Raw genomic sequence first — 16,325 nt, forward strand, 5'->3', positions numbered from 1 at the left:
GTGCCTTCGATCGTCAAGCAAAATCTTTACAGTGTAAAAATTGCGACATATAACGGCGTCATGGCAAGATTATCCAAGGAAAACAAAGCGGCTCGCACGACGCGGGCCCCGACGCGCCGGGTTGCGCGTGCCGCGGCGGATCGTCCGACATCGCGGCGCAAGGCCAATGACACGCCGTATCATCACGGCGATCTGCGTGAGGCGCTGTTGAAGGCCGCCGAGCGCGTGCTCGAGCGTGACGGGCTGGCGGGTCTGACCTTGCGCGCGGTGGCGCGCGAGGCCGGCGTGTCGCACGCAGCGCCGACGCATCATTTCGGCGATCTCACGGGCCTGCTCAGCGAACTCGCGGCGATCGGTTTTCGGCAATTCGGCCAGGCGATGGCGACCGCGAACGCGTCCGCGGCCACGCCGCCGGAGAAGGGAGTGGCGAGCGCCAAGGCCTACGTCGCCTATGCGCAGGCCCATCCCGGCATGTATGGGCTGATGTTCCGCAGCGAGCGGCTCGATCATGCGCGGCCGTCGCTGCACGAGGCGTCGGAAGCGTCGTTCGCGGGGCTGACCCGCGGCGTCGGCGCCAGCCGGCATGAGGAGATCTCCAAGGAGGTGCTGACGCTGGACCAGGCCGCGGCGATCGCCTCCGCCTGGTCGCTGGTGCACGGCTTCACCATGCTGCTGCTCGACGGCCGTCTCAAGACGATCCTGGATCGCGCGCCCGCAGGCACGTCCGCGGAGACGTTGTTGAGCGCGATGCTGGGTCGATCGGGAAGCAGACAGCCGCGGCCGTGACCGATGCTGTCGCCGCGATCAGCGCCTGGTGAGCGCTGTGGTCCGGCCGCTCTCGCCGACCGCCTTCACCTGATCCGTGCCGCATTGGAAATCGCGGGCGAAACCGTCGGCGGCCTGCCGCGCCAGTTCGTTGGCGTTGGGATTGGCGGCGACATCGACATAAGCGACGTGACAGACATCGCCCGGCGGCAGCCGCGTCACCGCGAGCATCGCCCGCGAGACGGGTCCGCCGTGCTTGTCCTGTTCGCTGTTGTCGGCGATCTGCCAGCGTTGGATGATCGCAAAAGGCTTGCTGCCTGCGGCGCGCCATTCGACCGTTTCGCCGGTCGAGCTGAACGGGCCGAACCAGGCCTGCGCCGCCGGTTCCTTCGCCTCAGCCGCGCGATTTCAGCCCACCGAGACCACTTCGCGCAGATCGCCCTCGTTGATCAGCACCACAAGGCCGGATTTGCGGTCGAGGTGTAGCTGCTGCTGATCGTCTCAGAGGCAGCCTGACCGGGATTTGCGCAGGCGAGCGCCATAATGATTGTTGCAAAAGCCGGGTATTTCACGTGGGAAACCTGCGATCCGGACGTTACTTTGTGTCTGACATATGCAATCTGTGGAAGGTTCAACAGACACGCGGGAAACACCTGACAGGCGCGCGGAATCGTCCTAGAAGGGCGGCTTCGCAACTTTGTCGCGTGCGCCCCGGCGTGCCGTAGCCTCGATCATCATGCCCGCATCATTATCGCACAAGCCCTATCGCGTTGGTCGCTCCCGTACCGGCCTCGGCCTCTTCGCCACCAAGCCGATCAAGAAAGGCACCAAGATCATCCGCTATTTCGGGCCGATCCTCGACTCCAAGAAAAAGGATGAGGACGCGATCGAGAACAAATACCTGTTCGAGCTGACCAACCGCTGGACCATCGACGGCTCGGTCCGCGAGAACGTCGCCCGCTACATCAACCACGCCTGCCGGCCCAACGCGGAATCCGACGTTCGCCCGCGTAAACGCAAGGTGTTCATCCGCGCCATCAAGGACATCGAGCCGGGCGACGAGATCAACTACGATTACGGAACCGACTATTTCAAAGCCTATCTGAAGCCGATCGGCTGCAAGTGCGACGCCTGCGAGAAGAAGCGCAAGAAGCAGCGCGCGGAGGCGAGGGCGGAGCGGCTGCGGCTAAAGGAAAAGGCCGAACGTAAGGCCAGGCGCGAGGCCGAGAAACTTGCTGAAAGCCGCGCCAAGGAGCGGAAGGCCAAGGCGAAGAAGGCCGCCAAGGCAAACGGCAAGACTGCAAACAGCAAGACCCTGAATGGCAAGGCCTTGAACGGCAAACACCTCAACGGCCACAGCCTCACTGCTGCGGCCGGTAGGCGGGCGGTCCCTTCGAAGCGCGGCGCCGCGCGCCCGCTGCAAGCCTGAGTCCCTCGACCGATCCTGTTCGCCGACCGTCATGATGCGCGCGCCGGCCGCGGCAGGTAGGCGCATTCCGCCAGCGTGGTTCCGTCGAGCTCGCGCATGAAGGCTTCGCGCGCCGCAGCGAGCCTTGCCTTCAGCCGGCAACGCGGCAGCAGCACGCAATCCCCGCCATCATCCCTGAAACATTCGACCAGCGCGCTGCCGCCTTCCAGCGCGCGGACCACTTGCCCGAGGGTGATTGTCTCCGCCGGCCGCGCCAGCGAAAACCCGCCGCCCGCGCCGCGCTGGGTCGCGATGAAGCCGGCCTCTGCGAGGTCGCGCACCACCTTGGCGAGGTGATTACGGGAGATGCCGAACTCGGCCGCGATCTCGCTGGTCGCAAACGAGCGATCCGGTTCGCCGGCCAGCCGCATCAGGGCGCGGAGCGCAAAATCCGTGAATGAAGTCAGGCGCATGGAAGCCCTTCGAAATCGGCGCTTGGCGGATCAGCTATAGCAGTCTAAATAGGCATTTAAAATGCATATTTAGGATTTGAGCGATGACCGGAGCAGAGCGCCGCGAGCAGATCACCGCCGAGATCGTCGCGCAGACCGGAATCACCGAGGCGATGATCGCGCAGCTGGTGCACGGATTCTACGCCAAGGTCCGCAGGGACCCGATGATCGGGCCGGTGTTCGAGGCCAGGATCACCGATTGGGAGCCGCACCTCGCCCAGATGTGCGCATTCTGGTCCTCGGTCGCGCTGATGACCGGGCGCTATCACGGCACGCCGATGGTCAAGCACATGAAGCTGCCGATCGACGCCGCGCATTTCGACCGCTGGCTAGAGCTGTTCGAGGCGACCGCACATGAACTGTGCCCGCCCGTTGCAGCAGTTCATTTCATCGAGCGCGCGCGCCGCATCGCCGCGAGCCTCGAGATGGGCGTCGCCGGCGGGCAGGGAGTGATGCTGGGGGTGGGCGAAAGATACAGACGAAGTCTCCCCTCGTCATTCCGGGGCTCGCCAACGGGTCCGCGCGAAGCGCGGCCCGATGACAGGCTCCGCGAGAGCCCGGAATCCATCGGGCCATAATCTCTGCAGCACAATGGATTCCGGGTTCGCGCCAAGGGCGCGCCCCGGAATAACGAGATTAGCAATCCATCCCTTGCTTGCCGAGAGATGGATTGCTTCGTCGCTTCGCTCCTCGCAATGACGATGAGTGGCCTACGCCGTCACCGCACCCTCACTCCTGCGCAATCCGACATATTGCAGCTCGGCGAACACGCCGGTGGCGATCGCCTGGGCGAGGATGACGATGGTCCCGAGCAGATTCGGCGACACCGCGCCCGAGAGCAGCAGCGCGATGCTGGCGAGCGTCCAGGCCGCGTTGCCGGCGACCACGAGGATCACGGGGCCTTTCGGCAGCGAGGTCCGCGCGCCGAGCCAGCCGACCAGCGCGGTGTAGGCGATCAGGAACAGTCCGGTCTCGCGCAGCAGCGCGTCCGGCAGGCCGAGCAGCGAGGCCAGCGTGCTGGTGTCGAGCACCATTGCGACCGCGGATACGCCGCTGAACACGGCATCGGCAAGCAAAGCGCAGCGCAGCAGCGGGGACGAATGGATCATGGCAGCATCTCCTTGGGTTGGAGGGGTTGGTCAGCGCAACAGGGACTGAAGCTGACGCCACAGCCGCGGCGGGCACAGCGCCTTGCCGACCCTCATCTCGGCCGCGTAGACCTGCGCGAACACGAACAGGCCGGTTGCATGCACGAGCGGCTGGGGCATGTTGAGCGAGCGCGCGACCAGCCAGGTGGCCAGATGGACCAGCCACGGCAGCAGGACGGCGAAGGCGCGGATAAGGGACAGCATCAGCATGGTCATCTCCTGTGCCGTGGAAGATGAGCCGGCCGGCGCGCCAATTCGATTACCTCGGGCGTAATGGAACGGGCGAATTCCGCATGGTAGGTTTTGCACCATGAACGCACATGCATCCCTGGCGCGGGCCGAGCCCGCAAAACCCGTCCTGATCGGCGAGCACCTGCGCGAATGGCGGCAGCGCCGCCATCTCAGCCAGCTCGACCTTGCCGTCGATGCCGAGATCTCGGCGCGGCATCTGAGCTTCGTCGAGACCGGCCGCTCGGCGCCGTCGCGCGACATGGTCCTCAAACTGGCGGAGCGCCTCGACGTGCCCCTACGCGAACGCAACGTGCTGCTGGTCGCCGCGGGCTTCGCACCCGCATTCCCGCAACGTTCGCTGGAGGATCCGGCGCTGAAATCGGCGCGGGAGGCAATCAACCTGGTGCTGAAGGCGCATGAGCCCAATCCGGCGCTGGCCTATGACCGGCACTGGAATCTGGTCTCCGCCAATCGCATGGTGGCGCCGCTGCTCGAGGGCGTGCCGCAGCGGCTGCTCGGCCAGCCCTTCAACATCCTCAGGCTCGCCTTCCACCCGGAGGGGTTGGCGCCGCGCACCGTCAATCTGGCGGAATGGGCTGCGCATCTGCTGGAGCGGCTGCACCGGCAATGCGAGGCGACGGCGGATCCGGAGCTGCTCAAGCTCTACCAGGACCTGAAGTCCTATCCGATCCCGGCGCGCTCGGCGCCGATCACCACCGACAACAATGTCGCGCTGCCCTTCAAGCTCAGCCTCAACGGCGAGATCCTGAGCTTCATCTCGACCACCATGGTGTTCGGCACCCCGGTCGACATCACGCTGCAGGAACTGGCGCTGGAGACCTTCTTTCCGGCCGATGAGCTGACCGCCGAGCGGATGCGGCAGATGGCAGCCAGTATGAAATAGCGGCTTGTCTCGGGGCGCTTTCGGCCTACCTTTGGGGTTCCAAATTTGCCGGGAACCCTGCCATGAGCGATCTGAAGCCGCTTCGCCTCGACATCGTCTCCGACGTCGTTTGTCCCTGGTGCTACATCGGCAAGCATCGCATCGAGGATGCGCTCAAGCTGGTGCCCGACGTGCCGGTCGAGGTGCACTGGCGGCCGTTCTTCCTCAACAATTGGGTGCCGCGCGAGGGCATCAGCCGCGACGAATATCTGACCGCCAAGTTCGGCTCGGTCGAAGCCTACAAGGGCATCGCCGGCCGCGTGGTCGCCGCCGCCAACGAGGAGGGGCTGACCTATCATCCCGAACTCGTCAAGCGCCAGCCCAACACGATCGATTGCCACCGTCTGATCCATTGGGCCGAGGCCAAGGGCAAGGCGGCCGAGATGAAGCAGCGGCTGATGGAATTGTACTTCCGCGACGGCGGCGATCTCACCGACAGCAATGTGCTGGTGCAGGCGGCCGCCGATGTCGGGCTCGACGCCGACGACATCCGCAAGCGTCTTGCCTCCGACGAGGACGTTGCCCTGGTCTCGGCGCAGGCCCAGGAGGCGGCCGAGAAGGGCATCTCCGGCGTGCCGACCTTCGTGTTCGCGCAGAAATACGCGGTGTCCGGCGCCCAGCCGGCCGAGCAGCTCGCCCGCGCCATCCGCCAGGTCTCGGCCGAGATCAACGCGCAGGCGGCAGAGTAGTCCGCGGGTCCCCATCGAAAGCCCGGCTCGCGCCGGGCTTTTTCATTTGCCCACTTCCATCCGAAATCATCAGGGAGACAACCATGATCTATGAGCTGCGCACCTACACGGTCCGTCCAGGAACCGTCGGCGAGATGGTGAAGGCCGCGAGCACGATCTCGCGCGACATCCGCGCCGATAATTTCGGCAAGCTGGAAGGCTACTGGATCACCGAGATCGGGCCGCTCAATCAGGTCATGCACATGTGGAGCTACGCCGATCTCAACGAGCGGGCCCGGCTGCGTGCGGAGCTTGCGAAAAATCCGCGCTGGACCGGCGAGTACATTCCGGTGATTCGTCCGCTGCTGATGCGCCAGGACGTCCGGCTGATGAATGCGATCATTCCGCCGGTGGCGCCGGCCACGACCGGCAACATCTACGAATTCCGCAATTATCGCGCCAAGCCGGTCGGCGCGGCCAAGCAATGGCTCGACCTGATCACCGGCGTGATGCCCGAGCGCGAGAAATATTCCAAGGTCGTCGGCCTCTGGGCCACCGATGCCGGGCAGCCCAACGAGGTCTGCCACATCTGGGCCTATCCCGATCTCAATGCCCGCGCCGCGGCGCGCGGCAACGCGCTGAAGGATCCGGCCTGGCAGGAATTCCTGGGCAAGGGCACGCAGCTGCTCGAGGAGATGCACTCGACGATCATGCTGCCGGCGCCGCACTCGCCGTTGCAGTAGCGGACGGTGGCGCAGAAAGCCTCACCCGACGTTTCCATCGGATGAGGCTTTCCAAGGCAAGGGCATGCGCCGCCTGAGAAACAGCGCATCGCGACGCTAAAAGGGCCAGCTGACACCAACCTGACGGCTAAGCCGGTTGTTTCCTGATGTGTCTGCATGGCTACGAAAGGGTAAACCGTCGGTTGAGGCCCTTGCGCCGCCGTGTGCTAGGCCGGCTTCCGCTGACTGCGGATGAAGCGAACGGCATTGCGGGCGGCCTCGTAGGCGACATTGTTCAGCGTCAGCGCGGCATGAATGGCGCCGACCATCGGATCGCGGCGTCGTAGCGGCAGCAGCACGTCGCCGATCGCGAAGCGGCCGCGCCAGATCGGGTCGATCATCGGATGGCCGGACGCCGCGGTGGAATCGGCCGAATTGATCGCCGGATCGGCGCAGAGATGGCGCGTCAGCTCAAGCGTCAGCTGCGTGCCGGGCGAATGCTTCGCAAAGCGCTCGTCGATGCCGATCTTGAAGAAGAACGCACGGTCCTGGTGGCGTACCACGATGCCGCCGGCGACGGCCGTGCCGCCCGCATGCAGCGTGACGATCTCGCAGCGCCCGGTCTCGGCCATTGCCGAGGTCGCGCGGCGGATGAAGGCGGCGTCGCCGGCGTGCTGGCTGAGCGCGGTGCCGCGCTGGCCCTTCCAGCCGCCAGCTTCGAGCGCAAGGAACGTCTCGAGCGCCACTGCGACGGCGCGCGGCGTACGCGCGACATCGAAGCGCACCGCGCCGTGGTCGGACAGGCGATGGCGCTGCCGCCGCAGCTCCTTCAGCTTCTTGGGCCCGAGCGCGTCGCGCAGCAAATCGTCGGCATCACGCGTCGCATCGAGCTGCGCGCGCTGATAGGTGCTCAGCAGGCGCGGCTGCAAACCATCCCTTGCGAGCACCGTGCGGATCGCCGCCATGGCCGGGCCATCGAGCGACATCGTGCGCAGGATCAGCGCATGCGCGCCCGCATCGCGTGCCTGCTGCAGTATCTGGCCGGCGGCCTGCTCGGCGGCGTCGCGATCCAGCAGCGGCGTGCACAGCGTGCCGTAGGGCTCGGCGCCGACCAGCGCAGGCAAGGGGATCCGATAGATTCGCCGAAATGGCACGACCGGCAACAGCCCGATCAATTGCCCGGCATCGCCGGTGGCGCTGAGCAGCGATGCGCCGGTGCGACCGCGGGCGGAGGCATCGACCGCCAATTCCCAGTCCGCCTGGTAGTAGCCGTTGGGCTCGATCGCGCGCTCGGCAAGCGCGCGCCATGCGCCGACCGGCGCCGCAGACAGCGGCGGCAACGCGCGATCGTCCGTGGCATCCTTGCGCGATGCACGGCGGATCATTGCCTGGTCAGCAATATCGGCCACGTCCCTTTTCCCCGATGCGCACGCACGGCAGATCAGCCGGCGTTCGTCAGGGCAACGCTAGAGCAAAGAGATGGAAAATGCCGTTGAGGCCATCGGGCAATTTGAGCGGTAATGTTAACGGGCCATTCAGGATGCGGCTCGTGATGAGCAACCCCGTCCAGGCTCAGGGTTTGGTGCTCTTCTGCGCGTCCGCCGCAACGGTGCTCTCGACCGGCTCGTAACTCTCGGTCAGGCAATTGTCGTCGGCCTCGACCTGCCGGCGATCGAAGATCGCGCCTTCACTGATGAAGACGCGATAGGTCTGCGTCCCCAGCGGCTTGCCGATCACCGAAGTCAGTTCGGCACGCACGCAGGCAGTCCAGCCGGTGCCGCGCGGGTCGTGCAGCGGAGCGGAGACCCGCACATGGGACGGCTGCGAGCCGGCGGTGAACACTGAATCCAGCTTGCCCGCAACCAGCCGCTTGACATCCGGAGGCGTCTCGAGCGGCGCCGGCTCGGTGGCCTTGACCTTCAACATCTCCGGCCACACCGCGTGGCTGTCCGCCAGCCCGCAGCCGCTCAATATCAAGGCGGCGCCGGCCAGCAGCGCCGCCAGGTGTACTTGTCCCTGTCCCATCGACCGGATTTAATGTTCCGCCGCCAACATTGCGCCCCCCTGGTGGGGCTGAATTCGGCTCACGCGACGCTTTGTCGATCAACAAATGTCGAGCGACAAGTTATCTTTGGGGTAGAGGTGTTGCCGGATGTTTCTACGGCTGCGGGGGAGAGAGACTGACATGAAAAGCTTCACGGTTGCTGCCGTCATTCTGGCGCTGATCGCGACACCGACCCTGGCTCAGGGCCGGCGGGGCGGCGGAGGCGACGACAGGAAGACGGAGCAGAAGCCCAAGATCGACGAGAAGGCCTACAAGGCCGCGCTCGATCGGATCCCCGAGCCCAAGGAGAAATACGATCCCTGGGGCGTCACCAAGCCGGCCGCTGATCCGGCCAAGAAGCCGAAATAGTCAGCCGCGATAGCCGGGGCCTATCGGGTTCCTGTGACGTCGCGACATCACAATCGGCGCCGGTGGCTGCACTTTGCCGCACGGCATGAACCTTCGTCTGACGGCGTCAGACCCATCTCCGATATCATGTGTCGGAGGCCGCCATGCTTCGCCGTTCGCTCCTCGGCCTGATCGTTCCGGCTGCGATCCTGTTCGGTGCCGTGCCGGCATCGGCAGAGAGCCGGCTGGCGCTCGTGATCGGGCAGTCCGCCTACAAGTCGGTTCCCGCGCTGCCCAATCCGGCCAACGACGCCAGGGCCGTGTCACAAATGCTGACCGATGCCGGATTTGCGGTGACGGCGGCGTCGGACCTGTCCCAGGACGAGATGCGCGCACGGATCAGCGATTTCGCCGGCCAGGTGGCGGCCAAGGGCGCCGACACCGTGGCGCTGGTGTTCTATGCCGGGCATGGCCTGCAGATCGATGGCGAGAACTATCTGGTGCCGGTCGACGTCGATCCGAAACGTGAGGCCGACATCCCGATCCAGGCGGTCCGTCTCAATGACATCCTGAACACGCTGACCTCGGTGCCGAGCCGGATGCGCATCGTGCTGCTCGATGCCTGCCGCAACAATCCGTTCCCGGAGCTCAGCAAGACCGCAGGGCACGGGCTTGCCATCGTCGACGCCAGGATCGGTGCGCCCGGCACTTTCGTGTCGTTCTCGACGTCACCGGGCGCCGAAGCCGAGGACGGCAGCGGCGCCAACAGCCCATACACGACCGCGTTGCTGGCTTCGGCGAAGGAGCCGGGGATCCCGATCGAGGATACCTTCAAGCGCGTCCGCCTTGCCGTGAACAAGGCGACCGATGGCCGGCAGACGCCGTGGGACTCCTCGTCGCTCACCGACGACTTCCGCTTCATGGCAGGTCCCTCAGCATCACCGGCACCGGCGCCGGCCGCGGCCAAGCGCACCGTCGACGAATGGAAGCGCGACCTGCAGGGCAAGCCGATCGAGGCTGCCAACGAACTGATCGTGGTGGACGGCACCGACGAAGCCTATGAAGCCTTTGCCGCTGTGTTCGCCGGCACGCCGCGCGGCCTGCAGGCGCGCGACTGGCTCGACCGGCATCGCCGCATGGTGGCGTGGAGCGACGCTGTCCTCGCCAACACCGCAGCGGCCTATCGCAGCTTCCTGGTGCTGTATCCCGACAGCGATCTCACGGCCACGGCGCGCAAGATGATCGAACGGCTGCGTTACCGTCCCGACCTGACGCCGGCCACAGCGCTCAGCGTGCCCGCGACCAATGTCGCGCTGGCGGCGCCGACCTGTCCGTGCAACGCCGCGCCGCCCCCGCAGCAGAAGGCCGCCGTCGCGCCCACCAAGAAGCGTGTCGAGAAGCATGCCGAGCCCGATCCGCCGCGGCGTGCCGGCAAGCGGCCGCCGCGCGACGTGGTCGAGGACGATGTCGTGGTGGTGCGCCGTCCGCCGCCGGCGGTGGTCTATGAGCCCGTCGGGCCGCCTGTTGGAATCGGCATTGGCATCGGGATCGGCGGTGGTGGCTATCGCGGCGGTTATCGCGGCAACGACGGCGGCGGGTATCGCAGGGGTGGATACTGACGCGCCGATCGCGTAAAGGCTTTCCCGCATGAGATGCGGCGTCCGATGATCGCATCCTGCGGGAGGACGCAATGCAGTTCCTGTTTCGCCTGTTTGCCGCGCTGGTGCTGTGCGTCCAGCCGGCGCTCGCCTGGGAGTATTGGGGAGGCGATCGCGGCGGACAGCGCTTCTCACCGCTGACGCAGATCACGTCCGACAATGTCGGCGCGCTGGTGCGCGGCTGGGAATTCCGCACCGGCGATCTCGACGCCCGTCCGCCCGAGGTCATGAAGCGCACCAAGTTCGAGGTGACGCCGCTGTTCGTCGAGGACAGCCTGATCTTCTGCACGCCGTTCAACGAAGTGATCGCGCTCGATCCCGGCACCGGTGCGCAGAAATGGCGTTTCGATCCGAAGATCAGCATGGCGCAGCGGCCGGCCAACCGCTTCGTCTGCCGCGGCGTCGCGCACTGGACCGATGATCGTGCAGCCGATGGTGCGGCCTGCAAGTCGCGCATCTTCACCGGCACCAATGACACGCGCCTGATCGCGCTCGATGCCAGGACCGGCAAGCCATGCGCGGATTTCGGCAACGGCGGCGAGATCAAGATCGACGCCGGGATCAAGCTGGAATGGCCGGGCGAATTTCAGATCACGTCGGCGCCGGTGACAGGCCGCGGCGTGGTGGTGGTCGGGTCCGCGATCGGCGACAACCGGCGGGTCGACGCGCCGGTCGGCGCGGTGCGGGCTTTCGATGCACGGACCGGCCAGCCGCGCTGGACTTTCGATCCGCTGGTGCACAGCGGCATCGAGGCCGGTCACAGCAATGTCTGGGCGCCGATGTCGGTGGATGAGGAGCGGGGCCTGGTGTTCCTGCCGACGACATCGCCGAGTCCCGATTTCTGGGGCGGCAAGCGCCCCGGCAATGACGAGCACGCCAATTCCGTGGTCGCGCTGCGGATCGAGACCGGCGAGTTGGCGTGGGCATTCCAGACCGTGCATCACGACGTCTGGGACTACGACCTGCCGGCGCAGCCGACGCTGGCGCGGATCGACACCGGCGACGGCATGCGCGATGTCGTGATCCAGCCGACCAAGCAGGGTTTTGTGTTCGTGCTCGATCGCGACACCGGCAAGCCGGTGTGGCCGGTCGAGGAGCGCGCGGTCCCGCAGAACGGCGCCGAGGGCGAGCAGCTGTCGCCGACCCAGCCGTTTCCGACCCATGTGCCGCCTTTGTTGACGCAGCGCATGACTGCGGATGACATCGGCGGCCTGCTGCCGGGCCTCGGAAGCGCCGCTTGCGAGAAGCTGCTCGCGCAATCCCGCAATGAGGGCCTCTACACGCCGCCGTCGACGCGTGGCACGATCGTCTATCCGATGACCGGCGGCGGCGTGAACTGGGGCAGCGCGGCGTTCGATCCGGTCAACCAGATCCTGCTCGCCAATGTCAGCCACGCGGCGCATATCATCACGTTGATCCCGCGCGAGCAGGCGAAGGGCTTCAACCCGCCGCCCGGCCATGATTTCGGCCAGCAGGAGGGCGCGCCGTTCGCGATGTCGCGGGCGCTTGCAATGACCTCAGTCGGCACGCCCTGCAACAAGCCGCCGTGGGGCGAGACGGTGGCGGTCGATCTCAAGGCCGGAAAGATCCTCTGGCATTCGACGGTCGGCACCAGCGAGGATCTCGCGCCGCTCGGCATTGCGCTCAAGACCGGCACGCCGCTGCTCAATGGCGTTGCGATCACCGCGGGCGGACTGGTGTTCACCGGCGCGATGGACGCCTATTTGCGCGCGTTCGATGTCAAGTCGGGAAAGCAATTGTGGCTCGGTCGGCTTCCTGTGCCAGGCGTCGCCAATCCGATGACCTATCTGTGGAAAGGCGAGCAGTATGTCGTGATCGGCGCCGGCGGGCATTCCGAGGGCGGCACATCGATCGGCGACAGCGTGGTCGCGTTTCGCCTGCCGCGTCAGGGCGAGGGTGCTTCGCTTCTCGCGCGCTTGATCGATCGTCCCGGTGGACGGTTTGCTGCGAAGGCACTCGCGGCCGGCGTGGTGGTGATCGTGCTGGTCGGACTGCTCTGGCGTTGGCGCAGGAGGCGTCGCGTCGCTGCGGCGTAGTGCGGCAGCGCGCGCGTTGCGCCGCTGCATGACAAATCAGCGACATCGTTTCAGCGACATCGGTTCTCAATGCGTGCACCGAAACGACGTGCAGACGAACGCGCACGATGTCATGCTTGCGTTCGCCGCAACGCTTCGCTTACGAGGTCGCGAGCGGACGCGCAGGGCTTCCAGCGCCTGTTCATTTCAGATCATTGCCCATGGAGATTGCGATGAAGATCACTGCCTCGATCATGTTTGCCGCCGCGCTCGCGCTGTCGTCCGCGCCGGCCAGCGCCACCGTCCTCGATCTCTCGACCATGACCTGCAAGCAGTTCGTCGAGGGCGGCGACGACACCATCAAGATGGTGCTGGTGTGGATGGACGGCTGGTACAAGGGCGATTCCGACGAGGCGATCATCGACACCGACGTGTTTACCGAGAACGCCAGGAAGTTCGGCACCTATTGCGGCAAGAATCCGACCATCAGCATCGTCAACGCCGCCGAGGCCGTGCTCGGCAAGTAAGCTTGCTGCGCAGGTCGCTCCGCTCGCACCTCCAGCGACAAAGGCGGAGCCTTTGCGCGGGATGACGGTGATGGGTTTTGCTGCTGTCTGATTCAACTGTCAAACAGCTTACCCAGTGCCATCACCCGCGCATGCGGGAGATCCAGTATTCCAGAGACGGTCGTGCTTGAGCCGATAGGCCGCGGCGTACTGGGTCGCGCGGTCGAGCCGGGCGACGACAACAGTAGATGCGGACAAAGCCTCACATCTCTCAGGATGACGGTGATGGCAGCGTAGTTCATTCACGCGCGTCGCCTCGGCGTCCTATCCCGGCAACATCGCGAACGCGCTCGATACCATCGCCACCGGCTTGTTGTCGGTGGCGGAGGAGAGCGTGACGCGGCCGAAGCTCATGGTGCGGCCGAGCCGGACCACGCGGGCGTCGGCCAGCACGTCGGAGGCGGTCACCGCGCGCATGAAATGCGTGGTCTGGTCGACCGTGGTCATCGGACGATAGCCCTTGTTGGCGGCGAGGTTGGCCAGCACCATCGCGGTGTCGGCGAACGCCATCAGCGCCTGCCCGCAGACGATGCCGCCGGTGCGGCACAGCCGCTCGGAGAACGGCATGCGCAGGATGGCGCCGGGCTGCCAATCGGCCGCGTTGCCGGGCGGCGGCGTGAACTCGAACTGCTCGATCGACAGATTGAGGTCCTGCACCCAGGGCGCAAAGACGTCGCCGAGCATGCGTTTCGCCTCGTCGATCCCGAATTCACCGGCCTGCTGCATGACGTCCCGCTTCCCCTGTTGATTTATTGTTCTCTAATCTATCGCCTAATTGCGCGTGACATGCACGCCCGGCCGCTTGCCGTCATTCCATTTGCCGTCGATCGCCCGTTCGATCTGGGCGGCGAGCTGCAGCAGCAGCCCGTCGTCGGCCTGCTTTGCGATCGCCTGGATGCCGAGCGGCAGGCCGTGCTCGTTGGTCGCGAGCGGCAGCGAGATCGCCGGGATGCCGCAGAGATTGGCCAGCGGCGTGAAGGCGAAGTTGCGCCAGAGATTGCCGAACCAGTCCAGCACCGACGGGTTGTCCGAGATGGTGAGATATTCCGTGGTGCCGACCTTCGGCGTCGGCAGCGCGGTGACCGGCGTCAGGATGATGTCCCAATCCTCGAAGAAGGCGCCGAAGCCGCGAGATGTCGTGTTGAAGACAGCCTGCATACGCGCGCGATCGGCGAAGCTGAAGTGCCTTCCGTGCTCCCAGATCCGGATGTTGACCGGCTCGATCAGGTCCGCCGGCGGCCGCTCCAGGCCGCGCGCGGCGAGCATGTTGCCGATCACGACGGCGAAATTGCTGATGTAGCAGGTGGTCTGCGCCGCGAAGGCTTCCGCATAGTCGAGCGACGGCAATGCGTAATCGACCTGATGGCCGAGGCCTTCGAGGAAGCGTCCGACCCGCTCGAGCTCGGCGGCGATATGCGGCGTCGCGCGATAGTCGCCCCAGGCGTGCGACAGCGCGATCTTGAGCCGGCCGGGGTCGCGCGCGATCATCGCGGTGTACGGCTCCGGCGGCGTCCAGAACGGCATGAACTCGCCGGGTGCAGGTCCCCGGCAGGCATCGACGAAGGCCGCGGTGTCGCGCACCGAGCGTGACTGGCAGCCCTGGATCGAGACCAGGCCGGTGAGATCGGACAGATGCGGCGCGAGCGAGAACACGCCGCGCGACACTTTCAGTCCGATGTTGCCGTTGACGCCGGCGGGAATCCGGATCGAGCCGCCGCCGTCGGTCGCATGCGTGATCGGCACGACGCCGGCCGCGACCATCGCGGCGCTACCCGCCGACGAGCCGCAGGTGGTGTAGTCGGTGTTCCAGGGATTGCGCGTGACATAGACTGCGGGATTCTCGGCGGAGCTGCAGACCCCGAATTCCGGCGTGGTGGTGCGGCCGATCAGATTGAGCCCGGCCTTGCGCAGCTTCGCGGTCAGGAACGTGTCGGCCGTGGCGCGGTTGCCGCGCATCATCAGCGAGCCCATCTCCTGCAGCCGTCCCTTCAAGGTCGGGCCGAGATCCTTCATCAGGAAGGGCAGGCCGGCGAACGGGCCGTGGAGGTCGGCGCCGTCGCGCGCCGGATCGGCGATCACGTCGTCGAACAACTCGACGACGCCCGAGAGCGCGGGATCGACCTTGGCGACGGCGCTGGCTGCCTGGGCCGCCAGCTCCCGCGGCGTCAGCTCGCCGCTCCGGACGCGCCCGGCGAGCGCCGTCCCGTCGTGCCGCGTCCATTCGTCCCAGCTCATCGCCAAAGTCATTCGTCGATTCCTTTTCTGCTTTGTTGCGCAGTGTAGTTTGGGGGACCGCCCGGTCAAACCATCGCGCCGCCGCTGCGTTCCGACGCGCCGGCACCGCGTTCCGATACGCTGGCGCTGTGTTGCAAGCGCCATGCCCGGCTTGAAAATGCCCCAGTTTCGGCGCCCGATTGCCTCTCGTCAGTGGTGGGGGCGTACATGTTCCGCAGGTTGGTCTTGCTGGGTGGCGTGATTGCGATCGGGCTTGCGCTTGGTGGGTGTACGCGATGCGGTCCGATCTGGGACGACTGGATGCAGTCGCCGAAATCCTGCAAGTCAGATCATCTCTAGGACAGGGACAAGCGCGCGGGCCAGACATGCTTGGCGACCGCTTTCCTGCGGTGATATACCGCTGACGAAAATGCAGGGAGCGTTGTTATGAGAGTTTTGTGCGCAGTTGCGGTCGCGGTGCTGCTGTCGGCACCGGCCTATGCGCAAATGCCGAACGTCAATCTGATGCCTGAGGTCAAGACCAAGACCCAGGAAGAGAAGGACCAGGACGCGGTCAACGACCGGGCCTACAAGAACTCGCTGAGCAAGATTCCGGATGCCAAGGGATCGTCCGATCCCTGGGGCGCGGTGCGCAGTGATGCACCGAAGGCGGCGGCCCATCCCGCCAAGCCGAAAACCAAGACCGGAAGCTCCGCGCAGTAGCGCCGGGCCGGGGCCCCGTCCACCTCCCGCAGACTCGGATTCTCCCGGCGCCGCCCCTATATTGGGGCGTCGTCAGTTGGTCCGGAGTAGCGGCAATGGTGTTTCGTCCGCGCGATCTCGCCAGCCGGATGGCCGCGCGGCGCCAGCCGGATGACGGCTATCTGCGCGAGACCTTCAGCCTGCCGCGCGATCAGGCCCGCCTGCGGGCGCGCGCCTTTCTCAAGCGCTATCCGAAGGCCGCCTATATGAGCGCCGTCGAGAGCTGGCGCGAGCTGCCCGGCGGCGACATCGAGTTCACGATGCGGCGGCTGGCCAGCGCGGACTGAAGCGTAAGGCCGG

General features: G+C 66.0%; 19 protein-coding genes and 1 pseudogene. 12 read left to right on the forward strand and 8 right to left on the reverse strand.

What is annotated here, in order from left to right; genetic code table 11:
• The first annotated feature begins 60 nt into the window (after nt 1-60).
• Nucleotides 61-786 (forward strand): TetR/AcrR family transcriptional regulator, encoded by a 726-nt coding sequence (locus ACTUWL_RS28695; protein ID WP_035650629.1) that lies wholly within the window; start codon nt 61-63, stop codon nt 784-786.
• Nucleotides 787-804: 18 nt separating this feature from the next.
• Here ACTUWL_RS28695 and ACTUWL_RS28700 read toward each other — a convergent pair.
• A pseudogene (locus ACTUWL_RS28700) lies at nt 805-1,337 on the reverse strand (hypothetical protein).
• Nucleotides 1,338-1,501: 164 nt separating this feature from the next.
• On the opposite strand from ACTUWL_RS28700, the gene ACTUWL_RS28705 reads away from it, so the two are divergent.
• A complete protein-coding gene (locus tag ACTUWL_RS28705; RefSeq protein WP_021077915.1) occupies nt 1,502-2,194 on the forward strand; it encodes an SET domain-containing protein in 693 nt (230 codons plus the stop codon).
• Nucleotides 2,195-2,223: 29 nt separating this feature from the next.
• Here ACTUWL_RS28705 and ACTUWL_RS28710 read toward each other — a convergent pair whose 3' ends face one another.
• Entirely contained in the window at nt 2,224-2,646 is a 423-nt protein-coding gene (locus ACTUWL_RS28710) for an RrF2 family transcriptional regulator (protein ID WP_021077914.1), read from the reverse strand.
• Between the two features lie 83 nt (nt 2,647-2,729).
• On the opposite strand from ACTUWL_RS28710, the gene ACTUWL_RS28715 reads away from it, so the two are divergent.
• Nucleotides 2,730-3,263 carry a group III truncated hemoglobin gene (locus ACTUWL_RS28715; RefSeq protein ID WP_021077913.1) on the forward strand — a complete coding sequence of 178 codons (534 nt, stop codon included), beginning with the start codon at nt 2,730-2,732 and terminating at the stop codon, nt 3,261-3,263.
• Between the two features lie 132 nt (nt 3,264-3,395).
• Here the strand turns inward: ACTUWL_RS28715 and ACTUWL_RS28720 are convergent, their stop codons facing one another.
• Together ACTUWL_RS28720 and ACTUWL_RS28725 are read right to left on the reverse strand one after the other, a co-directional pair.
• Complete coding sequence (locus tag ACTUWL_RS28720; protein WP_021077912.1) at nt 3,396-3,794, reverse strand: hypothetical protein; 399 nt, start codon at nt 3,792-3,794, stop codon at nt 3,396-3,398.
• Nucleotides 3,795-3,824: 30 nt separating this feature from the next.
• Nucleotides 3,825-4,049, reverse strand: a complete 225-nt coding sequence (locus tag ACTUWL_RS28725; RefSeq protein WP_106940366.1) for a hypothetical protein — start codon at nt 4,047-4,049, stop codon at nt 3,825-3,827.
• A 94-nt stretch (nt 4,050-4,143) separates the two neighbouring features.
• Here ACTUWL_RS28725 and ACTUWL_RS28730 point away from each other — a divergent pair, with 94 nt between their 5' ends.
• The 3 genes from ACTUWL_RS28730 to ACTUWL_RS28740 all read left to right on the forward strand — a co-directional run bounded on the left by ACTUWL_RS28730 (nt 4,144) and on the right by ACTUWL_RS28740 (nt 6,418).
• Nucleotides 4,144-4,968 carry a helix-turn-helix domain-containing protein gene (locus ACTUWL_RS28730; RefSeq protein WP_021077910.1) on the forward strand — a complete coding sequence of 275 codons (825 nt, stop codon included), beginning with the start codon at nt 4,144-4,146 and terminating at the stop codon, nt 4,966-4,968.
• A gap of 62 nt (nt 4,969-5,030) precedes the next feature.
• Entirely contained in the window at nt 5,031-5,696 is a 666-nt protein-coding gene (locus ACTUWL_RS28735) for a DsbA family oxidoreductase (RefSeq protein WP_021077909.1), read from the forward strand.
• An 83-nt stretch (nt 5,697-5,779) separates the two neighbouring features.
• Entirely contained in the window at nt 5,780-6,418 is a 639-nt protein-coding gene (locus tag ACTUWL_RS28740) for an NIPSNAP family protein (RefSeq protein ID WP_021077908.1), read from the forward strand.
• A 206-nt stretch (nt 6,419-6,624) separates the two neighbouring features.
• On the opposite strand, the gene ACTUWL_RS28745 is transcribed toward ACTUWL_RS28740, so the two are convergent.
• Nucleotides 6,625-7,806, reverse strand: a complete 1,182-nt coding sequence (locus ACTUWL_RS28745; RefSeq protein ID WP_035650626.1) for a GNAT family N-acetyltransferase — start codon at nt 7,804-7,806, stop codon at nt 6,625-6,627.
• A 163-nt stretch (nt 7,807-7,969) separates the two neighbouring features.
• Entirely contained in the window at nt 7,970-8,422 is a 453-nt protein-coding gene (locus ACTUWL_RS28750) for a hypothetical protein (RefSeq protein WP_021077905.1), read from the reverse strand.
• 160 nt (nt 8,423-8,582) lie between these two features.
• On the opposite strand from ACTUWL_RS28750, the gene ACTUWL_RS28755 reads away from it, so the two are divergent.
• From ACTUWL_RS28755 to ACTUWL_RS28770, 4 genes are all read left to right on the forward strand, one after another.
• Nucleotides 8,583-8,810: a hypothetical protein gene (locus ACTUWL_RS28755; protein WP_035650624.1), complete on the forward strand. Its 228-nt coding sequence runs from the start codon at nt 8,583-8,585 to the stop codon at nt 8,808-8,810.
• A gap of 143 nt (nt 8,811-8,953) precedes the next feature.
• Nucleotides 8,954-10,408, forward strand: a complete 1,455-nt coding sequence (locus ACTUWL_RS28760) for a caspase family protein (protein WP_021077903.1) — start codon at nt 8,954-8,956, stop codon at nt 10,406-10,408.
• A 71-nt stretch (nt 10,409-10,479) separates the two neighbouring features.
• Nucleotides 10,480-12,504, forward strand: coding sequence for a pyrroloquinoline quinone-dependent dehydrogenase (locus ACTUWL_RS28765; protein ID WP_021077902.1), 2,025 nt, complete (start codon nt 10,480-10,482; stop codon nt 12,502-12,504).
• A 212-nt stretch (nt 12,505-12,716) separates the two neighbouring features.
• A complete protein-coding gene (locus ACTUWL_RS28770; RefSeq protein WP_021077901.1) occupies nt 12,717-13,010 on the forward strand; it encodes an HdeA/HdeB family chaperone in 294 nt (97 codons plus the stop codon).
• A 303-nt stretch (nt 13,011-13,313) separates the two neighbouring features.
• On the opposite strand, the gene ACTUWL_RS28775 is transcribed toward ACTUWL_RS28770, so the two are convergent.
• Nucleotides 13,314-13,775, reverse strand: a complete 462-nt coding sequence (locus tag ACTUWL_RS28775; RefSeq protein WP_021077900.1) for a PaaI family thioesterase — start codon at nt 13,773-13,775, stop codon at nt 13,314-13,316.
• 45 nt (nt 13,776-13,820) lie between these two features.
• Complete coding sequence (locus ACTUWL_RS28780; protein ID WP_021077899.1) at nt 13,821-15,296, reverse strand: amidase; 1,476 nt, start codon at nt 15,294-15,296, stop codon at nt 13,821-13,823.
• Between the two features lie 414 nt (nt 15,297-15,710).
• On the opposite strand from ACTUWL_RS28780, the gene ACTUWL_RS28785 reads away from it, so the two are divergent.
• Together ACTUWL_RS28785 and ACTUWL_RS28790 are read left to right on the forward strand one after the other, a co-directional pair.
• Nucleotides 15,711-15,986, forward strand: a complete 276-nt coding sequence (locus ACTUWL_RS28785) for a hypothetical protein (RefSeq protein WP_021077898.1) — start codon at nt 15,711-15,713, stop codon at nt 15,984-15,986.
• Between the two features lie 95 nt (nt 15,987-16,081).
• Nucleotides 16,082-16,312, forward strand: coding sequence for a hypothetical protein (locus ACTUWL_RS28790; protein ID WP_021077897.1), 231 nt, complete (start codon nt 16,082-16,084; stop codon nt 16,310-16,312).
• Nucleotides 16,313-16,325 lie beyond the last annotated feature (13 nt).

The organism is Bradyrhizobium sp. WCU1, assembly GCF_053474805.1.

Coding starts and splice junctions, on each gene's coding strand:
- ACTUWL_RS28705 (WP_021077915.1), top strand. CDS start 1,502: ATGCCCGCATCATTATCGCACAAGCCCTATCGCGTTGGTCGCTCCCGT.
- ACTUWL_RS28790 (WP_021077897.1), top strand. CDS start 16,082: ATGGTGTTTCGTCCGCGCGATCTCGCCAGCCGGATGGCCGCGCGGCGC.
- ACTUWL_RS28780 (WP_021077899.1), bottom strand. CDS start 15,296: ATGACTTTGGCGATGAGCTGGGACGAATGGACGCGGCACGACGGGACG.
- ACTUWL_RS28770 (WP_021077901.1), top strand. CDS start 12,717: ATGAAGATCACTGCCTCGATCATGTTTGCCGCCGCGCTCGCGCTGTCG.
- ACTUWL_RS28715 (WP_021077913.1), top strand. CDS start 2,730: ATGACCGGAGCAGAGCGCCGCGAGCAGATCACCGCCGAGATCGTCGCG.
- ACTUWL_RS28775 (WP_021077900.1), bottom strand. CDS start 13,775: ATGCAGCAGGCCGGTGAATTCGGGATCGACGAGGCGAAACGCATGCTC.
- ACTUWL_RS28735 (WP_021077909.1), top strand. CDS start 5,031: ATGAGCGATCTGAAGCCGCTTCGCCTCGACATCGTCTCCGACGTCGTT.
- ACTUWL_RS28755 (WP_035650624.1), top strand. CDS start 8,583: ATGAAAAGCTTCACGGTTGCTGCCGTCATTCTGGCGCTGATCGCGACA.
- ACTUWL_RS28710 (WP_021077914.1), bottom strand. CDS start 2,646: ATGCGCCTGACTTCATTCACGGATTTTGCGCTCCGCGCCCTGATGCGG.
- ACTUWL_RS28765 (WP_021077902.1), top strand. CDS start 10,480: ATGCAGTTCCTGTTTCGCCTGTTTGCCGCGCTGGTGCTGTGCGTCCAG.
- ACTUWL_RS28760 (WP_021077903.1), top strand. CDS start 8,954: ATGCTTCGCCGTTCGCTCCTCGGCCTGATCGTTCCGGCTGCGATCCTG.
- ACTUWL_RS28730 (WP_021077910.1), top strand. CDS start 4,144: ATGAACGCACATGCATCCCTGGCGCGGGCCGAGCCCGCAAAACCCGTC.
- ACTUWL_RS28695 (WP_035650629.1), top strand. CDS start 61: ATGGCAAGATTATCCAAGGAAAACAAAGCGGCTCGCACGACGCGGGCC.
- ACTUWL_RS28785 (WP_021077898.1), top strand. CDS start 15,711: ATGAGAGTTTTGTGCGCAGTTGCGGTCGCGGTGCTGCTGTCGGCACCG.
- ACTUWL_RS28740 (WP_021077908.1), top strand. CDS start 5,780: ATGATCTATGAGCTGCGCACCTACACGGTCCGTCCAGGAACCGTCGGC.
- ACTUWL_RS28725 (WP_106940366.1), bottom strand. CDS start 4,049: ATGACCATGCTGATGCTGTCCCTTATCCGCGCCTTCGCCGTCCTGCTG.
- ACTUWL_RS28720 (WP_021077912.1), bottom strand. CDS start 3,794: ATGATCCATTCGTCCCCGCTGCTGCGCTGCGCTTTGCTTGCCGATGCC.
- ACTUWL_RS28750 (WP_021077905.1), bottom strand. CDS start 8,422: ATGGGACAGGGACAAGTACACCTGGCGGCGCTGCTGGCCGGCGCCGCC.